This is a genomic window from Microbacterium sp. NPDC055312 (assembly GCF_053645675.1).
Window position 1 is genome coordinate 1 of sequence record NZ_JBSHMU010000001.1, and the last position, 20,404, is coordinate 20,404.

Here is a 20,404-nt window from a genome sequence, read left to right on the forward strand (position 1 = left end):
ACACTCCAGATGTCGGACCGATCCGCGTGAAGCGTCCGACATCTGGAGTGTCGGCCCCCGGAACGTATCGGCCCGCGGGGCCGGAACGTATCGGGCCGCGGGGCCGGAACGTATCGGGCCGCGGGGCCCGGGGCCTGTGACCGCGGCGTCAGCGCAGGGCGGACAGCCGGCGGCCGGCCTCCTCGATCACGTCGACGCGCTTGCACGCGGCGAAGCGCACCAGGCCGGCGTACCGATCCTGGTTCTCCGGCGCGACGAACGCGCTGATCGGGATCGCCGCGACCCCCGCCCGCTCCGGCAGGGCGCGGCAGAACGTCGCGGCGTCCGAGCCGCCCAGCGCCGTGGCATCCGCGACGGTGAAGTAGCCGCCCTGCGGGGCGAACACCTCGAAGCCGGCGGTGCGCAGCGCGTCGCCGAGCAGCTCGTGCTTGCGCAGCATCGTGGCCGCCGCTTCATCGAAGTAGGCGTCGGGCAGGCGCAGCCCCACCGCGATCGCAGGCTGGAATGCCGACCCGTTCACGTAGGTGAGGAACTGCTTGACGGTCAGCACCGCGGTGATGAGAGCTGCCGGGCCGTGCACCCAGCCGATCTTCCACCCCGTGGTCGAGAACGTCTTGCCCGCCGATGAGATCGTGAGGGTGCGCTCGGCGGCGCCGGGCAGCGTGGCGATCGGTACGTGGGGCGCGTGGAACGACAGATGCTCGTACACCTCGTCGGTGACGATCACCGCGTCGTGCTGCGCGGCCAGGCGCACGACCTCGGCCTGCACCTCGGGCGTGAATACCGCGCCGGTGGGATTGTGCGGATCGTTGACGAGGATCAGCCGGGTGCGGTCGTTCACCACCGAGCCCAGTTCGTCGAGATCGGGCTGGAAGTCGGGGCGGCGCAGCGCGACGGTGCGCAGCCGTGCACCGGCCAGCGCCACGGCGGCCGCGTACGAGTCGTAGTACGGCTCGAAGACGACGACCTCGTCGTCGGGGCCGTCGATCAGCGCGAGCAGGGTGGCGGTCAGCGCCTCGGTCGCGCCCGCGGTCACGAGGATCTCGGTGTCGGGATCGACCTCGAGTCCGTAGAAGCGGCGCTGATGCTCGCTCACCGCGGCGAGCAGATCCGGGATGCCGCGCCCGGGCGGATACTGATTCGCGCCGTGCGCGATGGCATCCCTCGCCGCCTCCAGCACCTGCGGCGGACCGTCTTCGTCGGGGAATCCCTGACCGAGATTCACCGACCCGGTTCTCACCGCGGCGGCCGACATCTCGGCGAAGATGGTGGGGGCGACCCGTCCGTCCGGGGAGAGCAGACCGGCCCCCGCGGCAGTGCGGCGCCATGCTCCTGGTATGACATCCATGCAGAACAGGCTAAGACCATAGGTGAATGTCATCGGCGGCATACGAAACGCACAGACTCGGTTGTCACTCTGAGAGGGCATTGGAGAAGGAGCAGAAGATGAACGACAACAGCACCCCCGACCAGCCCTCGAACCCCGAGGCCTCGGCTCAGAACCCGCCGTCGTCGACGCCGGGTCAGCACGTGCCCTCGCACTTCGGCTCCGACCAGTCGCGGTGGCAGGCACCCGCATCGCCGCAGCCGGGCGCGCCGTACGGCACCCCGCCTCAGCCCGGCGGAAGCTTCGGGCACGCCGCCCAGGCACCGTACGGCGCCCAGCCGGGTGGCACTGCGTACGGCGCCGCCCAGCCCGGGATGCCGGTGCCGCCGTACCCGAACGGATCGCCGGCGCCCTCCGAGCAGCCGACGCTCAGCCTCGACCCGACGCTGGTCGCCGCGCCGACCGGACAGACCGGGTCGCACGATCCTCAGCAGAGGAAGAGCGGCGGACCGGTGAAGGTCGCCGGCCTCATCCTCGCCGCGGCGCTCGTCGGCGGGGTCGCCGGGTTCGGGGGCAGCGCCATCGGCACGTCTGTGTTCGACAGGCCCGCATCGCAGTCGGCCACCGGCCGGCAGAGCGTCACCGTCAACAACCCCGGCTCGGTCAACGAGACCACGGCCATCGCCACCGAGGTGCTGCCGTCGGTGGTCACGATCGAGGTCGCCGGCTCGAGCGAGTCGGGCAGCGGATCCGGGGTGATCCTCGACAAGGAGGGTCACGTGCTGACCAACACGCACGTGGTCACCCTCGGCGGCGCGGCCGCCGACCCGACGATCCGGGTCACCACCTCCGACGGTCGCATCTTCCAGGCGAGCGTCGTGGGCACCGACCCGGTGTACGACCTCGCCGTCATCAAGCTCGACGGCGCGAAGGACCTCACGCCGATCGAGATGGCCGATTCGAGCAAGCTCAACGTCGGCGACACCGCCGTCGCGGTGGGCGCCCCGCTCGGCCTGTCGAACTCGGTCACCACGGGTATCGTCAGCGCGCTGAACCGCAGCATCGAGGTCGCCTCGTCGGCGCTCCCCGACAACTCGGCGCAGCCCGACGGCGAAGGCGAGCAGGGCGGCAGCGGCAACCCGTTCCAGTTCGACATCCCGGGCCTGGGCCAGCAGCAGGCGAAGCAGTCGATCTCGATCGCCGTCATCCAGACCGACGCGGCCATCAACCCCGGCAACTCGGGCGGTGCGCTCGTCGACAGCAAAGGAAGCCTGATCGGCATCAACGTCGCGATCGCCACGGCCGGCGGCTCGTCGTCCTCGAGCGAGGCGGGGTCCATCGGCCTCGGCTTCGCGATCCCGTCGAACATCGCCCAGCGCGTGGCCGACGAGATCATCGCCGACGGCGCAGCCACCCATGGCCTGCTGGGCGCCACCGTGCGCAACGCCTCGAGCGTGAAGGACGCGTCGGTCGCGGGTGCCGTGATCGACACCCCGACCCCGGGCGGTGCAGCGGAGGCGGCCGGCCTGCAGCGCGGTGACGTCGTCACCAGGTTCAACGGTGTGCCGATCACCAGCGCCAGCGACCTCACCGCGCAGGTGCGCGCCGCGGCCGCCGGCAGCGAGGCGACGCTGAGCTACGTCCGCTCCGGCAAGACGTACGAGGCGAAGGTGACGCTCGGCGAGCTGAAGCTCTGAGCTCGGCCCAGCCGACAGCTCGGCCCAGCCGACTCCCCGAGAAGGACGCCGCCCCGCGATAGGCTCGCGAGGTGGCGTCCTTCTCATTCGGCTCCGGCAACGCGGCGAAGCTGCTCCGGATGCCGCTGTATGCCGCAGGGCGCATCGCCGCGCTGCTGATCCCGCGCGGCGACAGATGGGTGTTCGGCTGCGGCGCCGGCGTCGGCGACGGAGCCCTCGCGCTGTACCGCGTCACGGTCGACGAGGGGCACCGCGTGCTGTGGCTCGCGCGTTCCTCCCGGGATGCCGATGACGCCAGAGCCCTGGGCATCCGCACCGTCCCGCGCGACGGCATCCGCGGCTGGTGGGCGACGATCCGCGCCGGCGTGATCATCGTCACGCACGGGCTTGGAGACGTGAACCGATACGGCGGCAGCGACGCGTTCGTCGTGCAGCTCTGGCACGGCATCCCGCTCAAGCGCATCGGGCTCGACTCGCCGGTCACCGCGCAGGTTCCCCCGTGGATGCCGGGCGCCGCCGTGCTGCGCCGGCTGCTGACGACGATGTACCGCGGCGCGGCGCAGCGCATCCAGGTGCTGCCCGCGGCATCGCATCGCTCGCGCGGCCGGCTGGAGTCGGCCTTCGGGCTCGGCGACGACCGGGTCGTCGTGACCGGCGAGCCGCGCGTCGACGTGCTCTCGCAGGGGTCCGAGGCGCAGCGGCGCGCGACCGCCACCACGCTGCTCACCCGCACCGGTCCTGTCCTCTCCGGTCAGCGCGTGCTGCTGTACGCGCCGACCTGGCGCGACGGCGCCCCCGACCCTGCGGTGCCGACCGCCGCGCAGTGGGTCGAGATCGTCCGGCTGCTCGAGAAGCACGACGCCATCCTGTTCATCCGGTCGCATCCGCTCGGCGCCGGCGCGTACGCGCCGCCGTGGTCGAGTGGACGGGTGCGGATGCTGAACTCCGATCTGCTCGTCGACGTCACCCCGGCGCTGCCGAGGGTGGACGTGCTCATCACCGACTACTCGTCGATGGCCTACGACGTGGGTCTGCTGGCGATGCCGGTCGTGTACCTCGCGCCGGATGCCGAGCAGTACGCCCGCGAGCGCGGCTTCTACGGCCCGTACTCCGACGTCGCGGGAGACGATCACGCCGCCGACTGGTCGGCGGCTCTCGAGCAGCTCGACGCCGTGCTCTCGGACGACGCGGTCAGGGCGGAGCGCTCGGCGCGCTCGGCCGAACTCAGTGCGCACATGCACGCGCATCGCGACGGGCAGAACGCCCGTCGCGTGTACCAGGCCATCCGCGCGCGCGGCATCCCCGCGCCGAAGGGAGCACGATGACCACGGCTCGCATCGATGAGCAGACGCAGACGCTGATCGTCTCGGGAACCGGTGCCCGCCCGGCATCCGCCGACCTCGTCGGGCCGCGAGCTCGTGTCTCCGCCCGGATGACCGGCGGCGGCAAGACGTGGAAGGCGACCCTGCCGCTGCACACCTCGCGGTGGGGAGGGGAGTCACTGCCGTTGCCGGCCGGTGCGTACCGGCTGACGGTGGAGGGCGTCGACCTCGACGGCGTCGAGATCGAGCCCACCCTGCTGCCGGGTCTTCGCGTCGAGGTGCACGGACCGGATGCCGTGATCGCCGCGCCCATCGCCCCCATCTACGAGACCCCGGAAGGCCAGCGCACGCTCGAGCAGCGATACGCGTCACAGATCGGCGCCGGCGAGAACGCGGTCTTCTTCGAGAGCTTCTACGGACAGACCGCCGGATGCAATCCGCGGGCCATCGACCGCGTGCTCGCCGAGCGCGCACCAGCGGTGACCAGGTACTGGAGCGTCACCGACCTGTCGGTCGAGGTGCCGCCGGGAGCGATCCCCGTCGTCGAGGGCGGTCCGGACTGGTGGCGAGCCCGCGCCGAGTCGCGCATCCTCGTCGTCAACGACTGGCTGCGGCGCCGGTTCGTGCGCAAGCCGGGGCAGATCGTGCTGCAGACCTGGCACGGCACGCCCCTCAAGCGCCTCGCGCTGCACCGGCCCGGCTTCGACCCGCGACGCATGGCGGCGGTCGTCAAGGAGTCCCGCCGGTGGGACGTGCTGCTCGCGCAGAACCCGTACGCCGCACGCATCCTGAAGAAGGCGTACGCGTTCTTCGGCAAGCCGATCTGGGTCGAGGGCTACCCGCGCAACGACGTGCTCGTGAACGCAGACCCGGCTCCCGTGCGCGAGGCCCTGGGCATCGGCGACGACGAGCGCGTCATCCTGTACGCACCCACGTGGCGTGACGACCGCTCCGAGATGGTCGACTTCGTCGACCCGCAGCTGCTGGCCGAGCAGACCGACTCGGTCGTGCTGGTGCGCGGCCACTCGCGCACCATCCGGCCGGGGCGCGATCGAACCGGCGCCAGGGTCATCGACGTCACCGGGTACCCCGAGACGGCCCGGCTGCTGCTCATCGCCGATGTGCTCGTCACCGATTACTCGTCGGTGATGTTCGACTTCAGCGTCACCGGCCGGCCGATGTTCTTCCTCGTGCCCGACCTGCAGCATTACCGTGGCGAGCTGCGCGGGTTCTACTTCGATCTCGCCGAGCGCGCCCCGGGGCCGCTCGTGCACAGTCAGGACGAGCTGGTGCGTGCGATAGACGAGCCGGAGGTGCCCGAGGCCTACCGTGAGCGCTACGCCGCGTGGCGCGCGCAGTTCAACCGACGCGATGACGGGCAGGCCGCGGATCGCGTCGTGTCGCGCATCCTCGACCAGGGATGGCTCACCCCCTGACCCCTCGGGCTCACCTCAAACCCCTGAGTTTTTTGGGTCCCTGAGCCCGTCGAAGGGCCCTGAGCCCACATGGGCCCCCGAGCCTGTCGAAGGGCCCTGCCTTCACCCCTGACAGCCGACCCCGATGGGTCCCTGAGCCTGCCGAAGGGCCCGCGCCCCACCCGACAGCTACGGCAGCGGCGTGTTCCGCGATCCCAGCCGCGACGCGTCGACCGTGTCGCCGGCACCGCGCAGCGCGCCACCGATGAAGCCGAGCCCCCACGAGAGGTGCATGGTCGGCAGCACGGCCATCGTCCACAGTCGCTGGCGCATGCCGCCGGGGCTCACGAGGCCGACGCCGATGACCAGCAGGGCGTACGCGATGAGCGGCAGGTAGATCACCGACGCGACCACCGCGGCGACGCCGCGCAGCACCCCGAGCAGCTGCAGGATGCCGATGAGCACCGCCATCGCGGTCACGACGACCAGAACGGGCGGCGCGAAGAAGCGCAGTCCGTTGCGCCGCCCGAAGCGGCGCACCAGCTCGCCCCGCCACGCGCCCGTGGCGCGGAACTGCCGGGCCAGCCGCGGCCAGCTCTCGCGCGGCCAGTACGTGACCGACAAGGCGGGGTCGAACCACACCAGATGACCGGCCTGCCGGATCCGCAGGTTCAGCTCCCAGTCCTCGCCGCGGCGGATCGTCTCGTCGAACAGGCCGACCTGCTCGATCACGTCTCGGCGCATCACGCCCAGGTACGCCGACTCGGCCTCGCCCTCGTGCTCGCTGCCGTGGTACGCCCCGCCGCCGAGCCCGACGGGGGAGTTGTACAGCCGCGCGACGGCTCGCTGGAACGGGGTGCGCCCGTCGGCGCGCATGATCCCGCCCACGTTCGCGGCGCCCGTGCGCTGCAGCGTCTCGAGGGCGCGGCGGGCGTAGCCGGGAGACAGTTCGGAATGCGCGTCGACGCGGATGATCGTGGGGTGCCGGCTGGCGCGGATCGCGGCGTTCAGGCCGACGGGGATGTGCGCTGCGGGATTGTCGACCAGGATGATCCGCGGGTCGTCGTCGGCGAGGCGTCTGGCCAGCTCCGTCGTGCCGTCACTGGACGGTCCCAGCGCCAGCACGAGCTCGGCAGGACCGTCGATGTCCTGCTCGAGCACCGAGCGCACGGCGTGCTCGAGGTAGTCGCGCTCGTTCAGAACCGGCATCACGAACGAGACGCCGGCGGAGGTGATCCTGTCGTCATCCTGCACGTGTCGATCATGTCATGCGCCTTCGGCGGGTCAGCACGGACGATTCGGAGGTTGCCTCGATAGCGTCCCGGGATGGACGTTCTCCGAGATGCGAAGAAGGCCGTCCGGCTGGTGCGGCGTGAGATGCGGCTGCGCCAGGCGCGGCGGAACGTGCGGGAGGCGCTCGCCATCAGACCCGCCCTGCCGGCCGGTCACTTCCGCATCGCGGTGTACTTCGCCGACACCGAGGTGAACATGTACCAGATCCGTCAGTGGTACCGCCCCCTGCAGCGCCTCGCCGACCGGCACCCCGTCGTCGTGCTCTCGCGCTCTGCGCGCGGGGCGGAGGCGCTGCTGCGCGACGACGCGCTGCCGGTGGCCTTCGTGCCCGAGGTCACCGACCTCGAGGCGTTCCTCGCCGAGCAGGACATCCGCATCGTGCTCTACGTGAATCAGAACACGCGCAATTTCCAGATGTTCCGCTATGGCCGGCGCATCCACGTGTTCATCAACCACGGCGAGTCCGACAAGGTCTACATGAGCAGCAATCAGTACAAGGCGTACGACCACGCGTTCATCGCCGGGCAGGCCGCGCGCGACCGACTGCTCGACGCGCTGTGGGAGTACGACGTCGACGCGCGCACGAGCATGATCGGCCGGCCGCAGGCCGACCACTTCGCCGGTGACGTGCCGTTCACGCCCGATGAGCGCACGGTGGTGCTGTACGCGCCGACCTGGGAGGGTGACCGGGCGTCGATGGCGTACGGATCGGTGCGCACGCACGGCGTCGCCCTGGTCGAGGCCCTGCTGGCCACCGGCCGGCACCGGGTGATCTACCGTCCGCATCCGCGCACCGGGGTGATGGATGCCGAGTACCGCGCCGCGAACGAGCGGATCATCGCGATGCTGGCCGAGGCGAACGCCGCCGATCCCGCCGCGCACCACGTGCACGACCACGGCCCCGACATCGGCTGGCAGCTCACCGTCGCAGACGTCGCCGTGCTGGATGTCTCGGCGATGATCTACGACCGCCTCGCCACCGGGCGGCCGCTGCTCGTGACCCGCCCGGTGAGCGCGGAGGCGGAGATCGACGAGAGCGGCTATCTCTCGGCCTGCGAGTGGCTGAGCGCCACCGCCGCGCGCACCGAGGCGGCGGCCGCGATCGAGCGCGTGCGCATCGACGCGGAGGCGATCGAGCGTCTCGGCCGCTGGTCGACGCGCTACTTCGGCGACACGTCACCGGGAGCCGCGACCGCGCGCTTCGAAGCCGCGATCGATCGGCTCTGGGACGCCGCCGCCGGGCATCCCGACTCCTGAGGGCGGTCGCTACCGCCGGTATCCTGGAGGGATGGGTGTGGTCTCAGACGGCAAGAAGGCGTATCGACTGCTGCAGAAGGCGCTGACCTCCCGATCGGCCGTGCAGCGGGTGAGGCGCCGCCTCATCGCACAGGGCCCCCACCCGCACGGTCACTACCGCGTCGCGGTGTACTTCGCCGACGGCGCGGTCAACATGTACCAGATGCGTCAGTGGTACCGCCCGCTCGCAGAGCTCGCGAAGCGGTGGCCCGTCGTCGTGCTCGCCCGCAGCGCGACCGGCGCAGAGCGACTGATCGCCGAGGACGCCCCTCCGGTCGCCTTCGTGCCCACGGTGCGCGACCTCGAGCGGTTCATCGCCGAGCAGGACATCCGCGTCGTGCTGTACGTGAACCAGAACACCCGCAACTTCCAGATGTTCCGCTACGGCCGCCGCTGGCACGTGTTCATCAACCACGGCGAGTCCGACAAGATGTACATGACCACGAACCAGTACAAGGCGTACGACTACGCCCTGATCGCCGGTCAAGCAGCCCGCGACCGGCTCAGCCGCACCCTGTGGGACTACGACCTCGACACGCGCACGATCGAGATCGGCCGGCCGCAGGCCGATCACTACTCCGGAACCCTGCCGTACACCCCTGACGAGCGCATGGTCGTGCTGTACGCGCCGACCTGGGAGGGCGATCGCCCCTCGGCGCACTACGGCTCGATCTCGTCGCACGGCGAGATGCTGGTCACCCGGCTGCTCGCCACGGGGCGCCACCGGGTGATCTACCGTCCGCATCCCCGCAGCGGCGTCGTCGACGACGAGTACGGCGCGGCGCACCGCCGCATCCTCGCCGCGATCGACCAGGCCAACGCCGCCGACCCCCGCGCGCAGCACGTACACGACGACGGCCCCGAGCTCGGCTGGCAGCTGGCGGCCGCCGACGTTGCCGTGGTCGACATCTCGGCGATGGTGTACGACCGGCTCGCCGCGGGCAAGCCGCTGCTGATCACGCGCCCGGCCGACGAGCGCGCCTCGATCGACACCACCGGGTACCTGTCGGCGTGCGAGTGGCTCACCGTCGAGGGCGCCGGGCGCATCGTCGAGGAGGTCGAGCGGGTCGCCGCCGACGACGAGGCCGTCGCGCGGCTGCGCCACTGGGTGCAGCACTACTTCGGCGACACCACCCCGGGCGCCGCCACCGCGAAGTTCCACGGCGCGATCGAGCAGCTCATGCAGAAATGGGACGACTGGCACGCCCGGGAGGTCGGCCCCGCGGCATCCGGGGCGGAGGACAACGACGAGGGCGACATCTGATGCGGCTGCCCCGCGCGCATGCGCTCGCCGACCCGCTCATCGTGCTCGACTCGTGCGGCTCGACCAACGCCGAGATGCGCGAGCGGCTCGCCGACGAGCGGCTCGGGCATCTCGCCGTGGTCGTCACCGACTCGCAGACCGCCGGCCGCGGGCGGCTGGATCGAACCTGGACGACACCACCGGGCGCTGCGCTCGCCGTGTCGGTGCTGCTGCGCGATCTGCCCGCCGACGGCGACGCGTGGGGCTGGCTGCCGTTGGCGGCGGGAGTGGCGATGACGGATGCCGTGGCAGCCCAGCTGCCGGCGCACGACGTGGGGCTGAAGTGGCCCAACGACGTGCTCGTCGACGGGCGCAAGATCTGCGGCATCCTCGCCGAAGTCACCCCGCACGGCGTGATCATGGGCAGCGGCGTGAACACGGCCATGACGACCGACCAGCTGCCCGTGTCGACGGCCACGTCGTTCGCCGCGCTCGAGGCGAAGGCCGACATCCACCGCCTGCTCTCGGACTACCTGACCTCCCTGCGCGACCGGGTCGCCGAGCTGGCCCGGGTCGGCGCCATCGCATCCGGACTCCACCGCGACGCCGAGAAGCGCTGTCTCAGCCTCGGCCGTGACGTCGAGGTGACCCTGCCGCACGGCGAGACGCTGCGCGGCCGCGCCGTGCGACTGCAGCACGACGGATGCCTGGTGGTCGACGTCGACGGGGCCGAGCACGCCGTGGCGTCCGGCGACGTCGTGCACGCCCGACTCGCCTGAGCCGACGCGCCCGGCGGGCCTTCCGCGTACCCGCGCCGCCGCAGGCACAATGGAGGGGTGACCCAGCCCGTGACCCTCGGAGGCAGGCCGAACATGCCGCCGCCGGGTGCGCCCGCCGAAGAGCTGCTCGTGGCGCGTCTGCGCAGTCAGGCCCGCCGGCTGTTCTGGCCGGCTGCGCTGCTGATCGCCACCGCCGGCGCCACCGGCTACCTCTACGACAACCTGCCCGCCCCGTTCGAGAACTGGATGCTGCTCGCCGCGGCGGGCATCGTCGTGCTGCTGCTCGTGGTGATGCCGTTCCTGTTCTGGATCTCGCGCACCTTCACGATCACCACCCGCCGGGTGATCGTGCGGGACGGGCTCGGCTCACGCCGCCGCCGCGAGCTGTCGCACATGCGCGGCTACTCGATCAGCATCCGCCGCGGCCCGCTGCAGCGGATGTGGGGTGCGGGGACGATCACGCTGAGCAACGGCGCCGATGAGCCGGTGCGGCTGGTGAACGTGCCCATGGCGAGCCTCGTGCACGAGGTGCTCGCCGATCAGGTCGAGGTGAATCAGATCCTCGCCCACCGCGACGCGCAGACCGCGAGCCGGGGGTACTGAGCCTCGATCGTCTTCCGGCCGCGACGGAGTGCGCGAGAATGGAGGCGACGAAAGGGGCGCTGCATGACCGTGCGCGTGGGTGTGATCGGCGGAGGACAGCTGGCTCGGATGATGATCGCTCCGGCGGTCGAGATCGGGCTCGACATCCGGGTGCTCGCCGAAGACGAGGGGATGTCGGCGCAGCTGGCTGCGACCGCCGTCGGCGACTACCGCGACCTTGAGACCGTGCGTGCGTTCGCGCGCGACGTCGACGTCATCACCTTCGATCACGAGCACGTCCCGCAGGAGGTGCTGCGCGCGCTCGTCGCCGACGGCACGCAGGTGCATCCGGGCCCCGACGCCCTGCAGTACGCGCAGGACAAGCTGGTCATGCGAGCGCGTCTGGCCGAGCTCGACGTGCCGCAGCCGGAGTGGGCGGCGGTGCACGACGCCGACGAGCTGCAGCGGTTCATCGACGAGCACGGCGGGGGAGCGGTCGTGAAGACGCCGCGCGGCGGCTATGACGGCAAGGGCGTGCGGGTCGTGCGCTCGGGCGCCGAGGCAGCCGACTGGTTCGCCTCCGCCGACGGCGGGGCTCTGCTCGCGGAGGAGCTGGTGCCGTTCCGCCGCGAGCTCGCCCAGCAGATCGCCCGACGGCCCGGCGGCGAGATGGCCGCGTACCCGGTCGTGGAGACCGTACAGCGCGACGGCGTGTGCGCCGAGGTCATCGCCCCGGCCCCGGGCACCACCGACCGCGTGATCGCGCTCGCCGAGCAGATCGGCCGCCGGATCGCCGAGGGCATCGGCGTGACGGGGATGCTCGCTGTCGAGCTGTTCGAGACCGACGACGATCGCATCCTCGTGAACGAGCTGGCGATGCGTCCGCACAACAGCGGGCACTGGAGCCAGGACGGCGCCACCACGGGGCAGTTCGAGCAGCACCTGCGTGCGGTCGCCGATCTGCCGCTCGGGCGCATCGAGCCGCGTCAGCCGTGGACGGTGATGATCAACATCCTCGGCGGACCGGCCGAGGGCTCGCTCGCCGACCGCTTCGCGCCCGCGATGCAGGAGTACCCGGATGCCAAGATCCACACCTATGGCAAAGACCCGCGTCCGGGCCGCAAGGTCGGGCACGTGAACGTCTCGGGTGACGACCTCGACGAGGTCGTCTACACCGCCCGCGCGGCGGCCGGCCTGTTCGTCTGAGCGCGCGCGTGCCGTTGCGACCTTCTCCCAGCGGCGCATCGTAGCCTGTCATGGTGACTGAGCCACTGCACTCCGCCAGCACGCCCCTCGTCGGCGTCGTCATGGGATCCGACTCCGACTGGCGCGTGATGAGCGACGCCTCCCAGGCGCTCACCGACTTCGGCATCCCGCACGAGGTCGAGGTCGTCTCGGCGCACCGCACTCCCGACAAGCTGATGAGCTACGGGCGCGAGGCGCGCGGCCGCGGCATCCGGGCGATCATCGCCGGGGCCGGGGGAGCAGCGCACCTGCCGGGCATGCTCGCCTCGGTCACCGCCGTGCCGGTCATCGGCGTGCCGGTGCCGCTCGCCTACCTCGACGGAATGGACTCGCTGCTGTCGATCGTGCAGATGCCGGCCGGCATCCCGGTGGCGACCGTCTCGATCGGCGGGGCGCGCAACGCCGGCATCCTCGCGGCGCGCATCCTGGGCACCTCCGACGCCGATCTCGCTGATCGGGTCGAGGCGTACGCGCGCGACCTCGAGCAGCAGGTCGAGCAGAAGAACCAGCGGCTGAAGGACTCGCTGTGACCCTGGCCGCACCGCACGCCCCGGCGCGAGGCGGGCGGCCGCTGATCGAGACCCGGCCGCTGCGGCACCCCGACACGTCGGACCCGTCGGTCATGAGCCGTCGCGGATGGTGGCTCGTGGCGCTGAACGCCCTCATCCCGGGCTCGGCGCAGGTGCTCGCCGGCAACCGCCGTCTGGGGCGCTTCGGGCTCGGAGCCACCCTGCTGGGGTGGTTCCTGCTCATCGTCGGCGCGGGGATGGGGCTGTTCGCGCAGGACGCGCTGGTGTGGTTCGTCACTGGGCCGCTGTCGTTTCTCGCGCTGACGCTCGTGCAGGTGCTGCTGATCGGGTACGCGATCCTGTGGATCGTGCTGACCGTCGACACCCTGCGGCTGGTGCGCCTGGTGCGGGTGCCGGTCTTCTCGCGGTGGGCGATGGCGGTGGCATCCGTTCTGGTGCTCACGCTCGCCGCCTCGTCGGCGGTCTACGCGTCGACCGTGACGGCATCCAGCCGGGGTGCCATCGGCACCATCTTCGGCAGCAGCGGGCCGAGCCTGCCGCCCAGCGACGGCTATTACAACATCCTGCTGCTCGGCGCCGACAGCGGTGACGGGCGCGACTCGATGCGATTCGACAGCATCTCCGTCGTCTCGGTGAACGCCTCGACCGGCGCGGTCACCATCACCGGCATCCCGCGCGACATGCCCAATGTGCCGTTCGCGGAAGACAGCCCGATGCGCGATCCCGATCTGGTCGGATTCGACTACCGCAACTACTTCGAGGGCCACGACGACCGCAAGTGCGGCTGGGGCCCCGGCATCAACCAGCTCACCAACGCGGTGCAGGTGTGCCGTGACGACGACGGCGCCGGCCTCTACCCGGATGCCGCGGCGCACGGATCCACCCCCGAGATCGAGGCCACCAAGGACGCGGCCGAGGGTGTGCTCGGCATCAAGATCCCGTACTACGTCTTCGCCGACATGAACGCGTTCGCGCAGCTCATCGATGCGCTCGGCGGCGTCGACATCGAGGTCACCGAGCGGCTGCCGAAGGGCGGCGGTCCGTCGTATCCCGGCGAGCCCGCCGAGGAGTGGGCGACCGGCTGGATCGAGCCGGGAGCGCAGCATATGGACGGCGACACCGCCCAGTGGTACGCCCGCTCGCGCTACACGACCAGCGACTGGGATCGCATGAAGCGCCAGCGTCAGCTGCAGGTCGCCATCCTCGACCAGTTCACGCCGCGCAACGTGCTGGGCCGGTTCAACGAGATCGCGGCTGCAGGTACGGCGCTGATCGAGACGGACATGCCGCGTGACAAGCTGCCGGAGTTCTTCGACCTGGTCATGAAGGCGAAGGAGCAGCCGGTCGCGCAGATCGAGCTGACTCCCGAGTTCGGGGTCGACGAGCACGAGCCGGATTTCGCGCAGATCCACGAGATGGTGCAGCAGGCGCTGCACCCGCCGACGCCCACCGCGACTCCGACCCCCTGAGCGCTTGGCCCCCTGACACCCTGGGTCCCTGAGCCGTTTTTGGGTCCCTGAGCCTGCCGAAGGGCCCTGACCCCCTTGGCCCCCGCCCCCGTCGAATCACTTACGCCGTCCCGCCTCCTCACGCAACCCTGTCGCGTCGACCGGCCTCCTGCGATCGAATGAGCGGGTGATCCCAGACGACATCGATCGCGTCGCCCGCGAATCCTTCGGAATCGACCAGCTCAAGCCCGCCCAGCGCGACGCGATCGAGGCGTCCGTGGCCGGCCGCGACGTGCTCGGCGTGCTCGCGACCGGCTACGGCAAGTCGGTGATGTACCAGATCGCGGCCACGCTGCGCGAGCGCGTCACCGTCGTCGTGTCGCCGCTGATCGCGCTGCAGGAGGATCAGCTGGTCGGCATCGAGAGCGCGCCCGACGCACCCGCCGCCGTCGCGCTCAACTCCGCGGGTGGGGCGCGCCGCAAGCGCGAGGCGTGGCGGATGCTGCGCTCGGGACGAGCCGAGTTCGTGCTGCTCGCCCCCGAGCAGCTGGCGAAGGAGGAGGTGCTGTCGGCCCTCGCCGAGCTCGACGTCTCTCTGCTCGTCGTCGACGAAGCGCACTGCATCGCCTCGTGGGGCCACGACTTCCGACCCGACTACCTGATGCTCGGCGCCGTCGCGGAGCGCCTCGGGCGCCCGCCGATCATGGCTTTGACGGCGACGGCATCGACGCCGGTGCGCGCCGAGATCTCGCGGCGGCTCGGGCTGCGCGATCCGTTCGAGAGCATCGGCGAGCTCGACCGACCCGAGATCACGCTGACCGTGCGGCGGCACACCCGCGATGCCGACAAGCGAGCCGCGGTGGTGGACGAGGTCGTCGAGCTGCCGAAGCCGGGCCTGGTCTACACCGCAACGCGACGTGACACCGAGCAGTACGCGCAGCAGCTGCAGGAGCGCGGTCTGCGCGCGGCCGCCTATCACGCGGGTATGCCGGCGAAGTCGCGGGCCCAGGCGCACGAGGATCTGCTCGACGACCGGCTGGATGTCGTGGTCGCGACCTCGGCATTCGGGATGGGCATCGACAAGCCCAACGTGCGCTTCGTGGTGCACGCCGATGCGCCGGATTCGGTCGACGCGTACTACCAGGAGGTGGGCCGCGCCGGCCGGGACGGCGAGCCTGCCCAGGCGACCCTGCACTTCCGTCCCGAGGATCTCGCGCTGCGGAAGTACTTCGCGGGACGCAAGCCCGCGGGCGGTGAGATCCGCCGGCTGCTGCGCGCCCTCGACGGCGGCTCCCGCAGGCGCGCAGAGCTGGCGGAGGCATCCGGACTCTCAGCCCGACGCGTGACCGCGCTGCTCGCTCTGCTGTCCGACACCGGGCATGTGCGCATCGGCCGTACCGGCGCCCGGCTGCTCACTCGCGACGCGACGAGGGCGGTCTCGGACGCGCTCGAGCGCGTCGAGGAGCGCGAGCGCATCGATCAGTCCCGGATCGAGATGATGCGCTCGTACGCCGAGACGCGCCGGTGCCGCCGTCAGGTGCTCCTCGGATACTTCGGGGAAGAGCTGGCGGAGCCGTGCGGCACCTGCGACACGTGTGCGGCAGGTGTCGTCGACGATGAGACCGACGGCGGACACGACGGCGGCTTTCAGGTCGACGACGTCGTGAGGCACCGCGAGTGGGGACCCGGCACCGTGATGTCTGTCGAGGACGACCGGATGACCGTGTTCTTCGACGCCGAAGGGTATCGAGTGCTTTCACTCGAACTCGTCGAGGAGAAGGAGCTGCTCGAGCTCCAGCGCTGAGGAGCACGTCGATTCCTCGCTTTCGGGGCGGTGCGTGCGACAGCTGGGAGTATGCAGCGGGCACGGCTCGGCGCCCGGAGCGCCGTTCGAGCGCGGTTCAGGTCGCGGCTACGCTGAAACCATGACTGTTCAGCTGCGTGTCGTCATCGACCAGGTCGGCGTGGACGCCGATCTGGCGGGTGCGGCTCGCGGGCTGACGCAGGGGCTGATCCGCACCGCGCCGCGTGGCTGCGTCGTCTCGGGCATCGCGCCGAACGGCGCGGAGGCGCCGATCCCCGGTCTGCGCGAGGTGCGCACGCTGCCGCTCGCGCGGCGCGAGCTGGCCGCCGCCTGGCAGATGGGCATCGCGGTCGGAGTCGGCGGCGGGCTGATCCATTCGCCCACCCTGCTCGCACCGCTGGTGAGACACGACCGACTGCACGACAACGACCAGACGACGGTCACGCTCTGGGACCTGTGCGCGTGGGAGGCTCCGGAGACGCTGTCGAAGACGAGCGTCGTGTGGCAGCGCGCGATGCTGAAGAGAGCCGTCAGGCACGCGGATGCGGTGGTCGTGCCGTCACATGCGATCGCAGAGCGGGTTGCTGAGATCGCTCCGCTCGGTGACCGCGTGCGCGTGATCGCGGGTGCTGCGCCGATGGGTTTCCGTGAGCCGGAGGATGCCGCACTGCTGCGGGCGGACCTGCAGCTGCCGGAGCGCTACATCGTGATCACGGGCGACGGTGAGTCGTTCGCGGACGGCTTCCGCGCTGCTGCGCGTGCAGAGGTGGATGCGGTGGTGGTGGACGTCCGAGAAGGTGCGGCCACTGAACTGATCGATCTGGCTGCGTCGGTGGGCCTTCCTGAGCGTCGGACGCACATCACCGATGAGCTCGATGACTCCTCACGAGCCGCGCTGCTCGCGGGAGCCGGCGCAGTCGTGGCGACCTCGACCGCATCGGCCTGGCCGTGGCGGCTCGTCGAGGCGATGGAGCTCGGCGTGCCGATCGTCGCCGTGTACTCCGGGGTGCACCGCGACGTGATCGCGGACGGGGGAGCTGTGGTGCCCGCCGGTCAGCTCGACGACGCGCTCATCGATGCGCTGGGCTCGGGGCGCGAGAGGCTGCGTGTACTCGGCGCCGATCGGGCACGTGCGTTCTCGTGGGCGAGCTCAGCCGAGCGCGTGTGGGCACTGCACGCGGAACTCTGAGAGTCGACCTCAAACTGACCCTCATCATCAGGCTCGGCTGGCGACGATCCGATCCGCAGCTATCTCTGCGCGAATGACCTCGAGGATGCGCCCTGCGGCCCCCGGCTCTCCGAAGAAGCGGCTCACGTTCGCTGCCTGACGCTCGGCGAGGGGATCGCTTCCGTGAGCTTCGATGTCTCGGATCGCTTTCTGTGCTTCCTCGACGGAGCGGACACGGTGCACACCCCGCGCGATCTCGCGTCCGATCTCGTTGAAAGGAATGTGATCCGGTCGCTCTACGAAGATGGTCGGGACGTCCAGCAGCTGTCCCTCGATCATCATGCTGGGGCCGTCCGTGACGAGATAGTCGGCGGCGGACATCACGGCCGAATAGTCGCCGCGCCAGACGGCGGTGTTGGGCAGGCTCTTCCACTCGTCCAGCCACGCTTCGTACTCGGCTGGTGAGATCGGACCGCCCTCGCGCTCGATCGTGCCAGGAAGGAGGGGATGGTGTGTGAAGACGAACTCCGTATCCGGAGACCCCTTCGCCCATTCGAGCATGTCCCGGCGCACGTGCGGGAACATCCCGAAGTCGTTCCAGCCGGTGAGAATCGAGTGATGAGCAGACCACACGACACGGCGGGCAGGTAGTTCGACGCCCTCGATCGGCCAGTGCGTTTCGGTGGCTCGAACGTAGTCGAGCTTCGGGTGTCCGACCGCGCGGAACTGCAGTCCACCGGTGAGGGAATCCGCGCGTGCGATCTTGAGCGCCTCCTCATTGGCGAGGAAGACCAGCCAAGCGTGGCGGTGCATGACTGTGTCGACGGCGGAATTGATCGGGGGATCGCCGACCGGCACGTTCTCGGTGGTATTCATCGTCTCGTACGGGATCAGTATGAGACGTGCCCAGGTCAGAGCCTCCGCGCTGAAGGCGCGGTCGATGTCATCGTCCCATTGGCTCTGGCGCACGACGATGTCCGGGTCCAACGCGCTAAGCAGCTGTGTCGCTTCGTGGAGTCGGTCCCTCTGGAGCCGCAGATGGGGGACATCAGCCGTCCGCAGGAACCGATGAGTGCGCCCTTCACCCTTCGCAGGACCAACACCGGAGTAATGCCGGGGGATGGTGACAACCACGGGATCGAACTCCGCGTCGCGCTGCATGAGGTCGATCAGTTCGGCGATGGAGCCCCACGCCGTGGCGTTGTGCACCAGGAAGACGACCCGGATACGGGCTCGGATGGAGCCCAGACGTCTGACCGCGATCATACTGGCGCGCCGAGATTCGTCGACAGTCTCCGAAGTGGCGCGTGTGAGCGCGGTGAGAGAGGAGAGGTCCCCTGCCATCGACTCGAGCTGTGTTCGCAGTCCCGCCTGCTGTTCACCCAGCTGCTCAAGCGAGGCATTCACGCGTCGCATCCACGCAACGGCACGTTGAACCGCAGTCAACGGATTGAGATTCGGCATATCTCGCATTATGGCTTCTGAAGGCGTGGGTTGCGAAAGCTGGAGGTCACGCCCGCATGACCTCCACCGCCTCCTTGCTGGGGCCGTCGAAGCGCACTTTGCCGTCTCGTAGCAGGATCCCACGCTCGCAGAGGGTTGACACCATGTCGAGGTCGTGGCTCACGACCACGAGGGTCTTGCCTTTCGAGTGCAACTCCCGGATCCGCGCCAAGCACTTCTTCTGGAAAGGCTCGTCACCGACTGAGAGGATCTCGTCGATCAGGAGGATGTCGACTTGCGTATGAATCGCGACCGAGAAGGCGAGGCGGAGGAACATGCCGGAGGAGTAGTGCTTGACCTCGGTATCGATGAACTTCTCGATCTCACTGAACTCCACGATGGAGTCGAACTGCGCCTGAGTCTCCTGCTTCGACATCCCGAGGATGGCCGCATTGAGGTAAACGTTCTCGCGCCCGGAGAGGTCGGGGTGGAATCCCGCACCGACCTCGATCAGCCCAGCCACGCGTCCACGGGTCATGACCTTGCCCTGGTCGGGGCGGAGGACGCCGGAGATCATCTTGAGCATCGTCGACTTGCCGGAGCCGTTGAAGCCGAGCAAGGCGACGGACTCGCCCTCGCCGATCTCAAAGGACACGCCGTCGAGCGCTTGGAACTCCGAGGAGAGAGCCTTGCGTCGCATGGCGGCGACGAAAGTCTCCTTGATCGAATGGGTATGGCGCAGTTTGAAGTGCTTGTGGACATCGTCGACGACGATGCGCGGTGTCGACGGTTCAGAGGTCCTGGGCAAAACGACCCTCCAGGCGACGGAAGACGGCCTCGCCGATGACGAGGATGAGGATGGAGACGACGACGGCGATCAGGGCGTGGACCCACATAGCGGGGAGGGCCCCGACATCGGCAGGGCTCAGCGCGTGCCAGATCCCGTAGTGGAACAGCTCCACAGCGACGGTGATCGGGTTTAGCGCGTAGAGCTGGAACAGCCAGTCCGGCACCTTGGAGGCGACCATCTGCCATTGGTACATCACGGGCGACGCCCAGACAGAGATCATGACGATGATTTCGACGAAGCTCTGCGCGTCGCGGAACGTCACGTTGATCGCACCGAAGAGCATGCCGAGACCGGTGGCGAGGAGCGCGATGATTGCTAGGCCCAGGAGGAGGGCGGCCACGCCGATGGGAGTCGGCGTCCACCCGAAGAACAACGCGATCACGATGACGACGATGATCTGCGGGATCGTGTTGATGGCCGCGACGAACGTGCTCGCGACGGGGAACATCTGTCGCGGGAAGTAGATCTTCTTGATCAGCGCGGCGTTGTCGACCAGCGATCTGGTGGCGTTTTGGAACGACTCGTTGAAGAACGTGACCGCCGTGATTCCCGACAACAGGTAGATGGGATAGAACTCGATGGTCTTGTTCAGATTGAGGAAGACGCCGAGGGCGAAGTAGAAGACGAGAAATTGAATCAGCGGCTTCACGTACGACCAGAGCCAGCCGAGTAAGGAACCTCGGTAGCGGATGCCGACCTCCTTGCGGACGATCAGGCTGAGCAAGTAGCGACGTCGGAACACGTCGAAGAGACCGTTGGTTCCGCCGGGCTGCGCGAGCCTCTGGTCGGACGGCACCGATGTCTGGGACACGGCGGTTCCTCACCTCTTCCCGGCGCTCTCGGGCGAACGCCTCACCAATCATAGGTTGTCGCCGTTGGTTGAACCGTGAGGGCGCACGTCGGCAGGTGTGTCGGGTGTCGTCCAGCAGCTCACCGGTAGGATCAACGCCGGTGTGTCTCTT

The 20,404-nt window shown here is 69.7% G+C and carries 17 protein-coding genes; 12 read left to right on the forward strand and 5 right to left on the reverse strand.

Annotated features, from left to right (window positions below):
• Nucleotides 1-148: 148 nt before the first annotated feature.
• Nucleotides 149-1,348 (reverse strand): aminotransferase class I/II-fold pyridoxal phosphate-dependent enzyme, encoded by a 1,200-nt coding sequence (locus ACWIDW_RS00005; protein WP_454121927.1) that lies wholly within the window; start codon nt 1,346-1,348, stop codon nt 149-151.
• 98 nt (nt 1,349-1,446) lie between these two features.
• On the opposite strand from ACWIDW_RS00005, the gene ACWIDW_RS00010 reads away from it, so the two are divergent.
• The 3 genes from ACWIDW_RS00010 (at nt 1,447) to ACWIDW_RS00020 (ending at nt 5,782) form a co-directional block, all read left to right on the forward strand.
• Complete coding sequence (locus ACWIDW_RS00010; RefSeq protein WP_454121928.1) at nt 1,447-3,024, forward strand: trypsin-like peptidase domain-containing protein; 1,578 nt, start codon at nt 1,447-1,449, stop codon at nt 3,022-3,024.
• A gap of 71 nt (nt 3,025-3,095) precedes the next feature.
• Nucleotides 3,096-4,349, forward strand: coding sequence for a CDP-glycerol glycerophosphotransferase family protein (locus ACWIDW_RS00015; RefSeq protein ID WP_454121930.1), 1,254 nt, complete (start codon nt 3,096-3,098; stop codon nt 4,347-4,349).
• Nucleotides 4,346-5,782, forward strand: coding sequence for a CDP-glycerol glycerophosphotransferase family protein (locus ACWIDW_RS00020; RefSeq protein WP_454121931.1), 1,437 nt, complete (start codon nt 4,346-4,348; stop codon nt 5,780-5,782). Before ACWIDW_RS00015 ends, ACWIDW_RS00020 begins: the two co-directional genes overlap by 4 nt.
• A gap of 168 nt (nt 5,783-5,950) precedes the next feature.
• On the opposite strand, the gene ACWIDW_RS00025 is transcribed toward ACWIDW_RS00020, so the two are convergent.
• Nucleotides 5,951-6,970: a glycosyltransferase family 2 protein gene (locus ACWIDW_RS00025; protein ID WP_454123214.1), complete on the reverse strand. Its 1,020-nt coding sequence runs from the start codon at nt 6,968-6,970 to the stop codon at nt 5,951-5,953.
• A gap of 117 nt (nt 6,971-7,087) precedes the next feature.
• On the opposite strand from ACWIDW_RS00025, the gene ACWIDW_RS00030 reads away from it, so the two are divergent.
• From ACWIDW_RS00030 to ACWIDW_RS00070, 9 genes are all read left to right on the forward strand, one after another.
• A complete protein-coding gene (locus ACWIDW_RS00030) occupies nt 7,088-8,311 on the forward strand; it encodes a hypothetical protein (protein WP_454121933.1) in 1,224 nt (407 codons plus the stop codon).
• Between the two features lie 31 nt (nt 8,312-8,342).
• The gene (locus ACWIDW_RS00035) at nt 8,343-9,614 is read left to right on the forward strand and encodes a CDP-glycerol glycerophosphotransferase family protein (protein ID WP_454121935.1); all 1,272 of its coding nucleotides are present in this window, start codon (nt 8,343-8,345) and stop codon (nt 9,612-9,614) included.
• On the forward strand, nt 9,614-10,372 hold the full coding sequence (locus tag ACWIDW_RS00040; RefSeq protein WP_454121936.1) for a biotin--[acetyl-CoA-carboxylase] ligase: 759 nt from the start codon (nt 9,614-9,616) through the stop codon (nt 10,370-10,372). Before ACWIDW_RS00035 ends, ACWIDW_RS00040 begins: the two co-directional genes overlap by 1 nt.
• Before the next feature lie 57 nt (nt 10,373-10,429).
• Nucleotides 10,430-10,975 (forward strand): PH domain-containing protein, encoded by a 546-nt coding sequence (locus ACWIDW_RS00045; RefSeq protein ID WP_454121938.1) that lies wholly within the window; start codon nt 10,430-10,432, stop codon nt 10,973-10,975.
• Between the two features lie 63 nt (nt 10,976-11,038).
• Nucleotides 11,039-12,160: a 5-(carboxyamino)imidazole ribonucleotide synthase gene (locus tag ACWIDW_RS00050; protein WP_454121939.1), complete on the forward strand. Its 1,122-nt coding sequence runs from the start codon at nt 11,039-11,041 to the stop codon at nt 12,158-12,160.
• A 101-nt stretch (nt 12,161-12,261) separates the two neighbouring features.
• Entirely contained in the window at nt 12,262-12,729 is a 468-nt protein-coding gene (gene purE / locus ACWIDW_RS00055; protein WP_313354700.1) for a 5-(carboxyamino)imidazole ribonucleotide mutase, read from the forward strand.
• Nucleotides 12,726-14,198 (forward strand): LCP family glycopolymer transferase, encoded by a 1,473-nt coding sequence (locus ACWIDW_RS00060; RefSeq protein WP_454121941.1) that lies wholly within the window; start codon nt 12,726-12,728, stop codon nt 14,196-14,198. Before purE ends, ACWIDW_RS00060 begins: the two co-directional genes overlap by 4 nt.
• 166 nt (nt 14,199-14,364) lie before the next feature.
• The gene (locus tag ACWIDW_RS00065) at nt 14,365-15,981 is read left to right on the forward strand and encodes a RecQ family ATP-dependent DNA helicase (RefSeq protein WP_454121943.1); all 1,617 of its coding nucleotides are present in this window, start codon (nt 14,365-14,367) and stop codon (nt 15,979-15,981) included.
• Nucleotides 15,982-16,102: 121 nt separating this feature from the next.
• Nucleotides 16,103-17,170, forward strand: a complete 1,068-nt coding sequence (locus tag ACWIDW_RS00070; RefSeq protein ID WP_454121944.1) for a glycosyltransferase — start codon at nt 16,103-16,105, stop codon at nt 17,168-17,170.
• A 27-nt stretch (nt 17,171-17,197) separates the two neighbouring features.
• On the opposite strand, the gene ACWIDW_RS00075 is transcribed toward ACWIDW_RS00070, so the two are convergent.
• The 3 genes from ACWIDW_RS00075 to ACWIDW_RS00085 are packed head-to-tail and all read right to left on the reverse strand — an operon-like array spanning nt 17,198 to nt 20,253.
• Nucleotides 17,198-18,613, reverse strand: a complete 1,416-nt coding sequence (locus tag ACWIDW_RS00075) for a hypothetical protein (RefSeq protein ID WP_454121945.1) — start codon at nt 18,611-18,613, stop codon at nt 17,198-17,200.
• A gap of 46 nt (nt 18,614-18,659) precedes the next feature.
• On the reverse strand, nt 18,660-19,400 hold the full coding sequence (locus tag ACWIDW_RS00080) for an ABC transporter ATP-binding protein (protein WP_454121947.1): 741 nt from the start codon (nt 19,398-19,400) through the stop codon (nt 18,660-18,662).
• Nucleotides 19,384-20,253: an ABC transporter permease gene (locus ACWIDW_RS00085; protein WP_454121949.1), complete on the reverse strand. Its 870-nt coding sequence runs from the start codon at nt 20,251-20,253 to the stop codon at nt 19,384-19,386. The genes ACWIDW_RS00080 and ACWIDW_RS00085 overlap by 17 nt, the downstream gene beginning before the upstream one ends.
• Between the last annotated feature and the right edge of the window lie 151 nt (nt 20,254-20,404).

Coding starts and splice junctions, on each gene's coding strand:
- ACWIDW_RS00070 (WP_454121944.1), top strand. CDS start 16,103: ATGACTGTTCAGCTGCGTGTCGTCATCGACCAGGTCGGCGTGGACGCC.
- ACWIDW_RS00035 (WP_454121935.1), top strand. CDS start 8,343: ATGGGTGTGGTCTCAGACGGCAAGAAGGCGTATCGACTGCTGCAGAAG.
- ACWIDW_RS00010 (WP_454121928.1), top strand. CDS start 1,447: ATGAACGACAACAGCACCCCCGACCAGCCCTCGAACCCCGAGGCCTCG.
- ACWIDW_RS00020 (WP_454121931.1), top strand. CDS start 4,346: ATGACCACGGCTCGCATCGATGAGCAGACGCAGACGCTGATCGTCTCG.
- ACWIDW_RS00075 (WP_454121945.1), bottom strand. CDS start 18,613: ATGCCGAATCTCAATCCGTTGACTGCGGTTCAACGTGCCGTTGCGTGG.
- purE (WP_313354700.1), top strand. CDS start 12,262: ATGGGATCCGACTCCGACTGGCGCGTGATGAGCGACGCCTCCCAGGCG.
- ACWIDW_RS00030 (WP_454121933.1), top strand. CDS start 7,088: ATGGACGTTCTCCGAGATGCGAAGAAGGCCGTCCGGCTGGTGCGGCGT.
- ACWIDW_RS00025 (WP_454123214.1), bottom strand. CDS start 6,970: ATGCCGGTTCTGAACGAGCGCGACTACCTCGAGCACGCCGTGCGCTCG.
- ACWIDW_RS00005 (WP_454121927.1), bottom strand. CDS start 1,348: ATGGATGTCATACCAGGAGCATGGCGCCGCACTGCCGCGGGGGCCGGT.
- ACWIDW_RS00050 (WP_454121939.1), top strand. CDS start 11,039: ATGACCGTGCGCGTGGGTGTGATCGGCGGAGGACAGCTGGCTCGGATG.
- ACWIDW_RS00040 (WP_454121936.1), top strand. CDS start 9,614: ATGCGGCTGCCCCGCGCGCATGCGCTCGCCGACCCGCTCATCGTGCTC.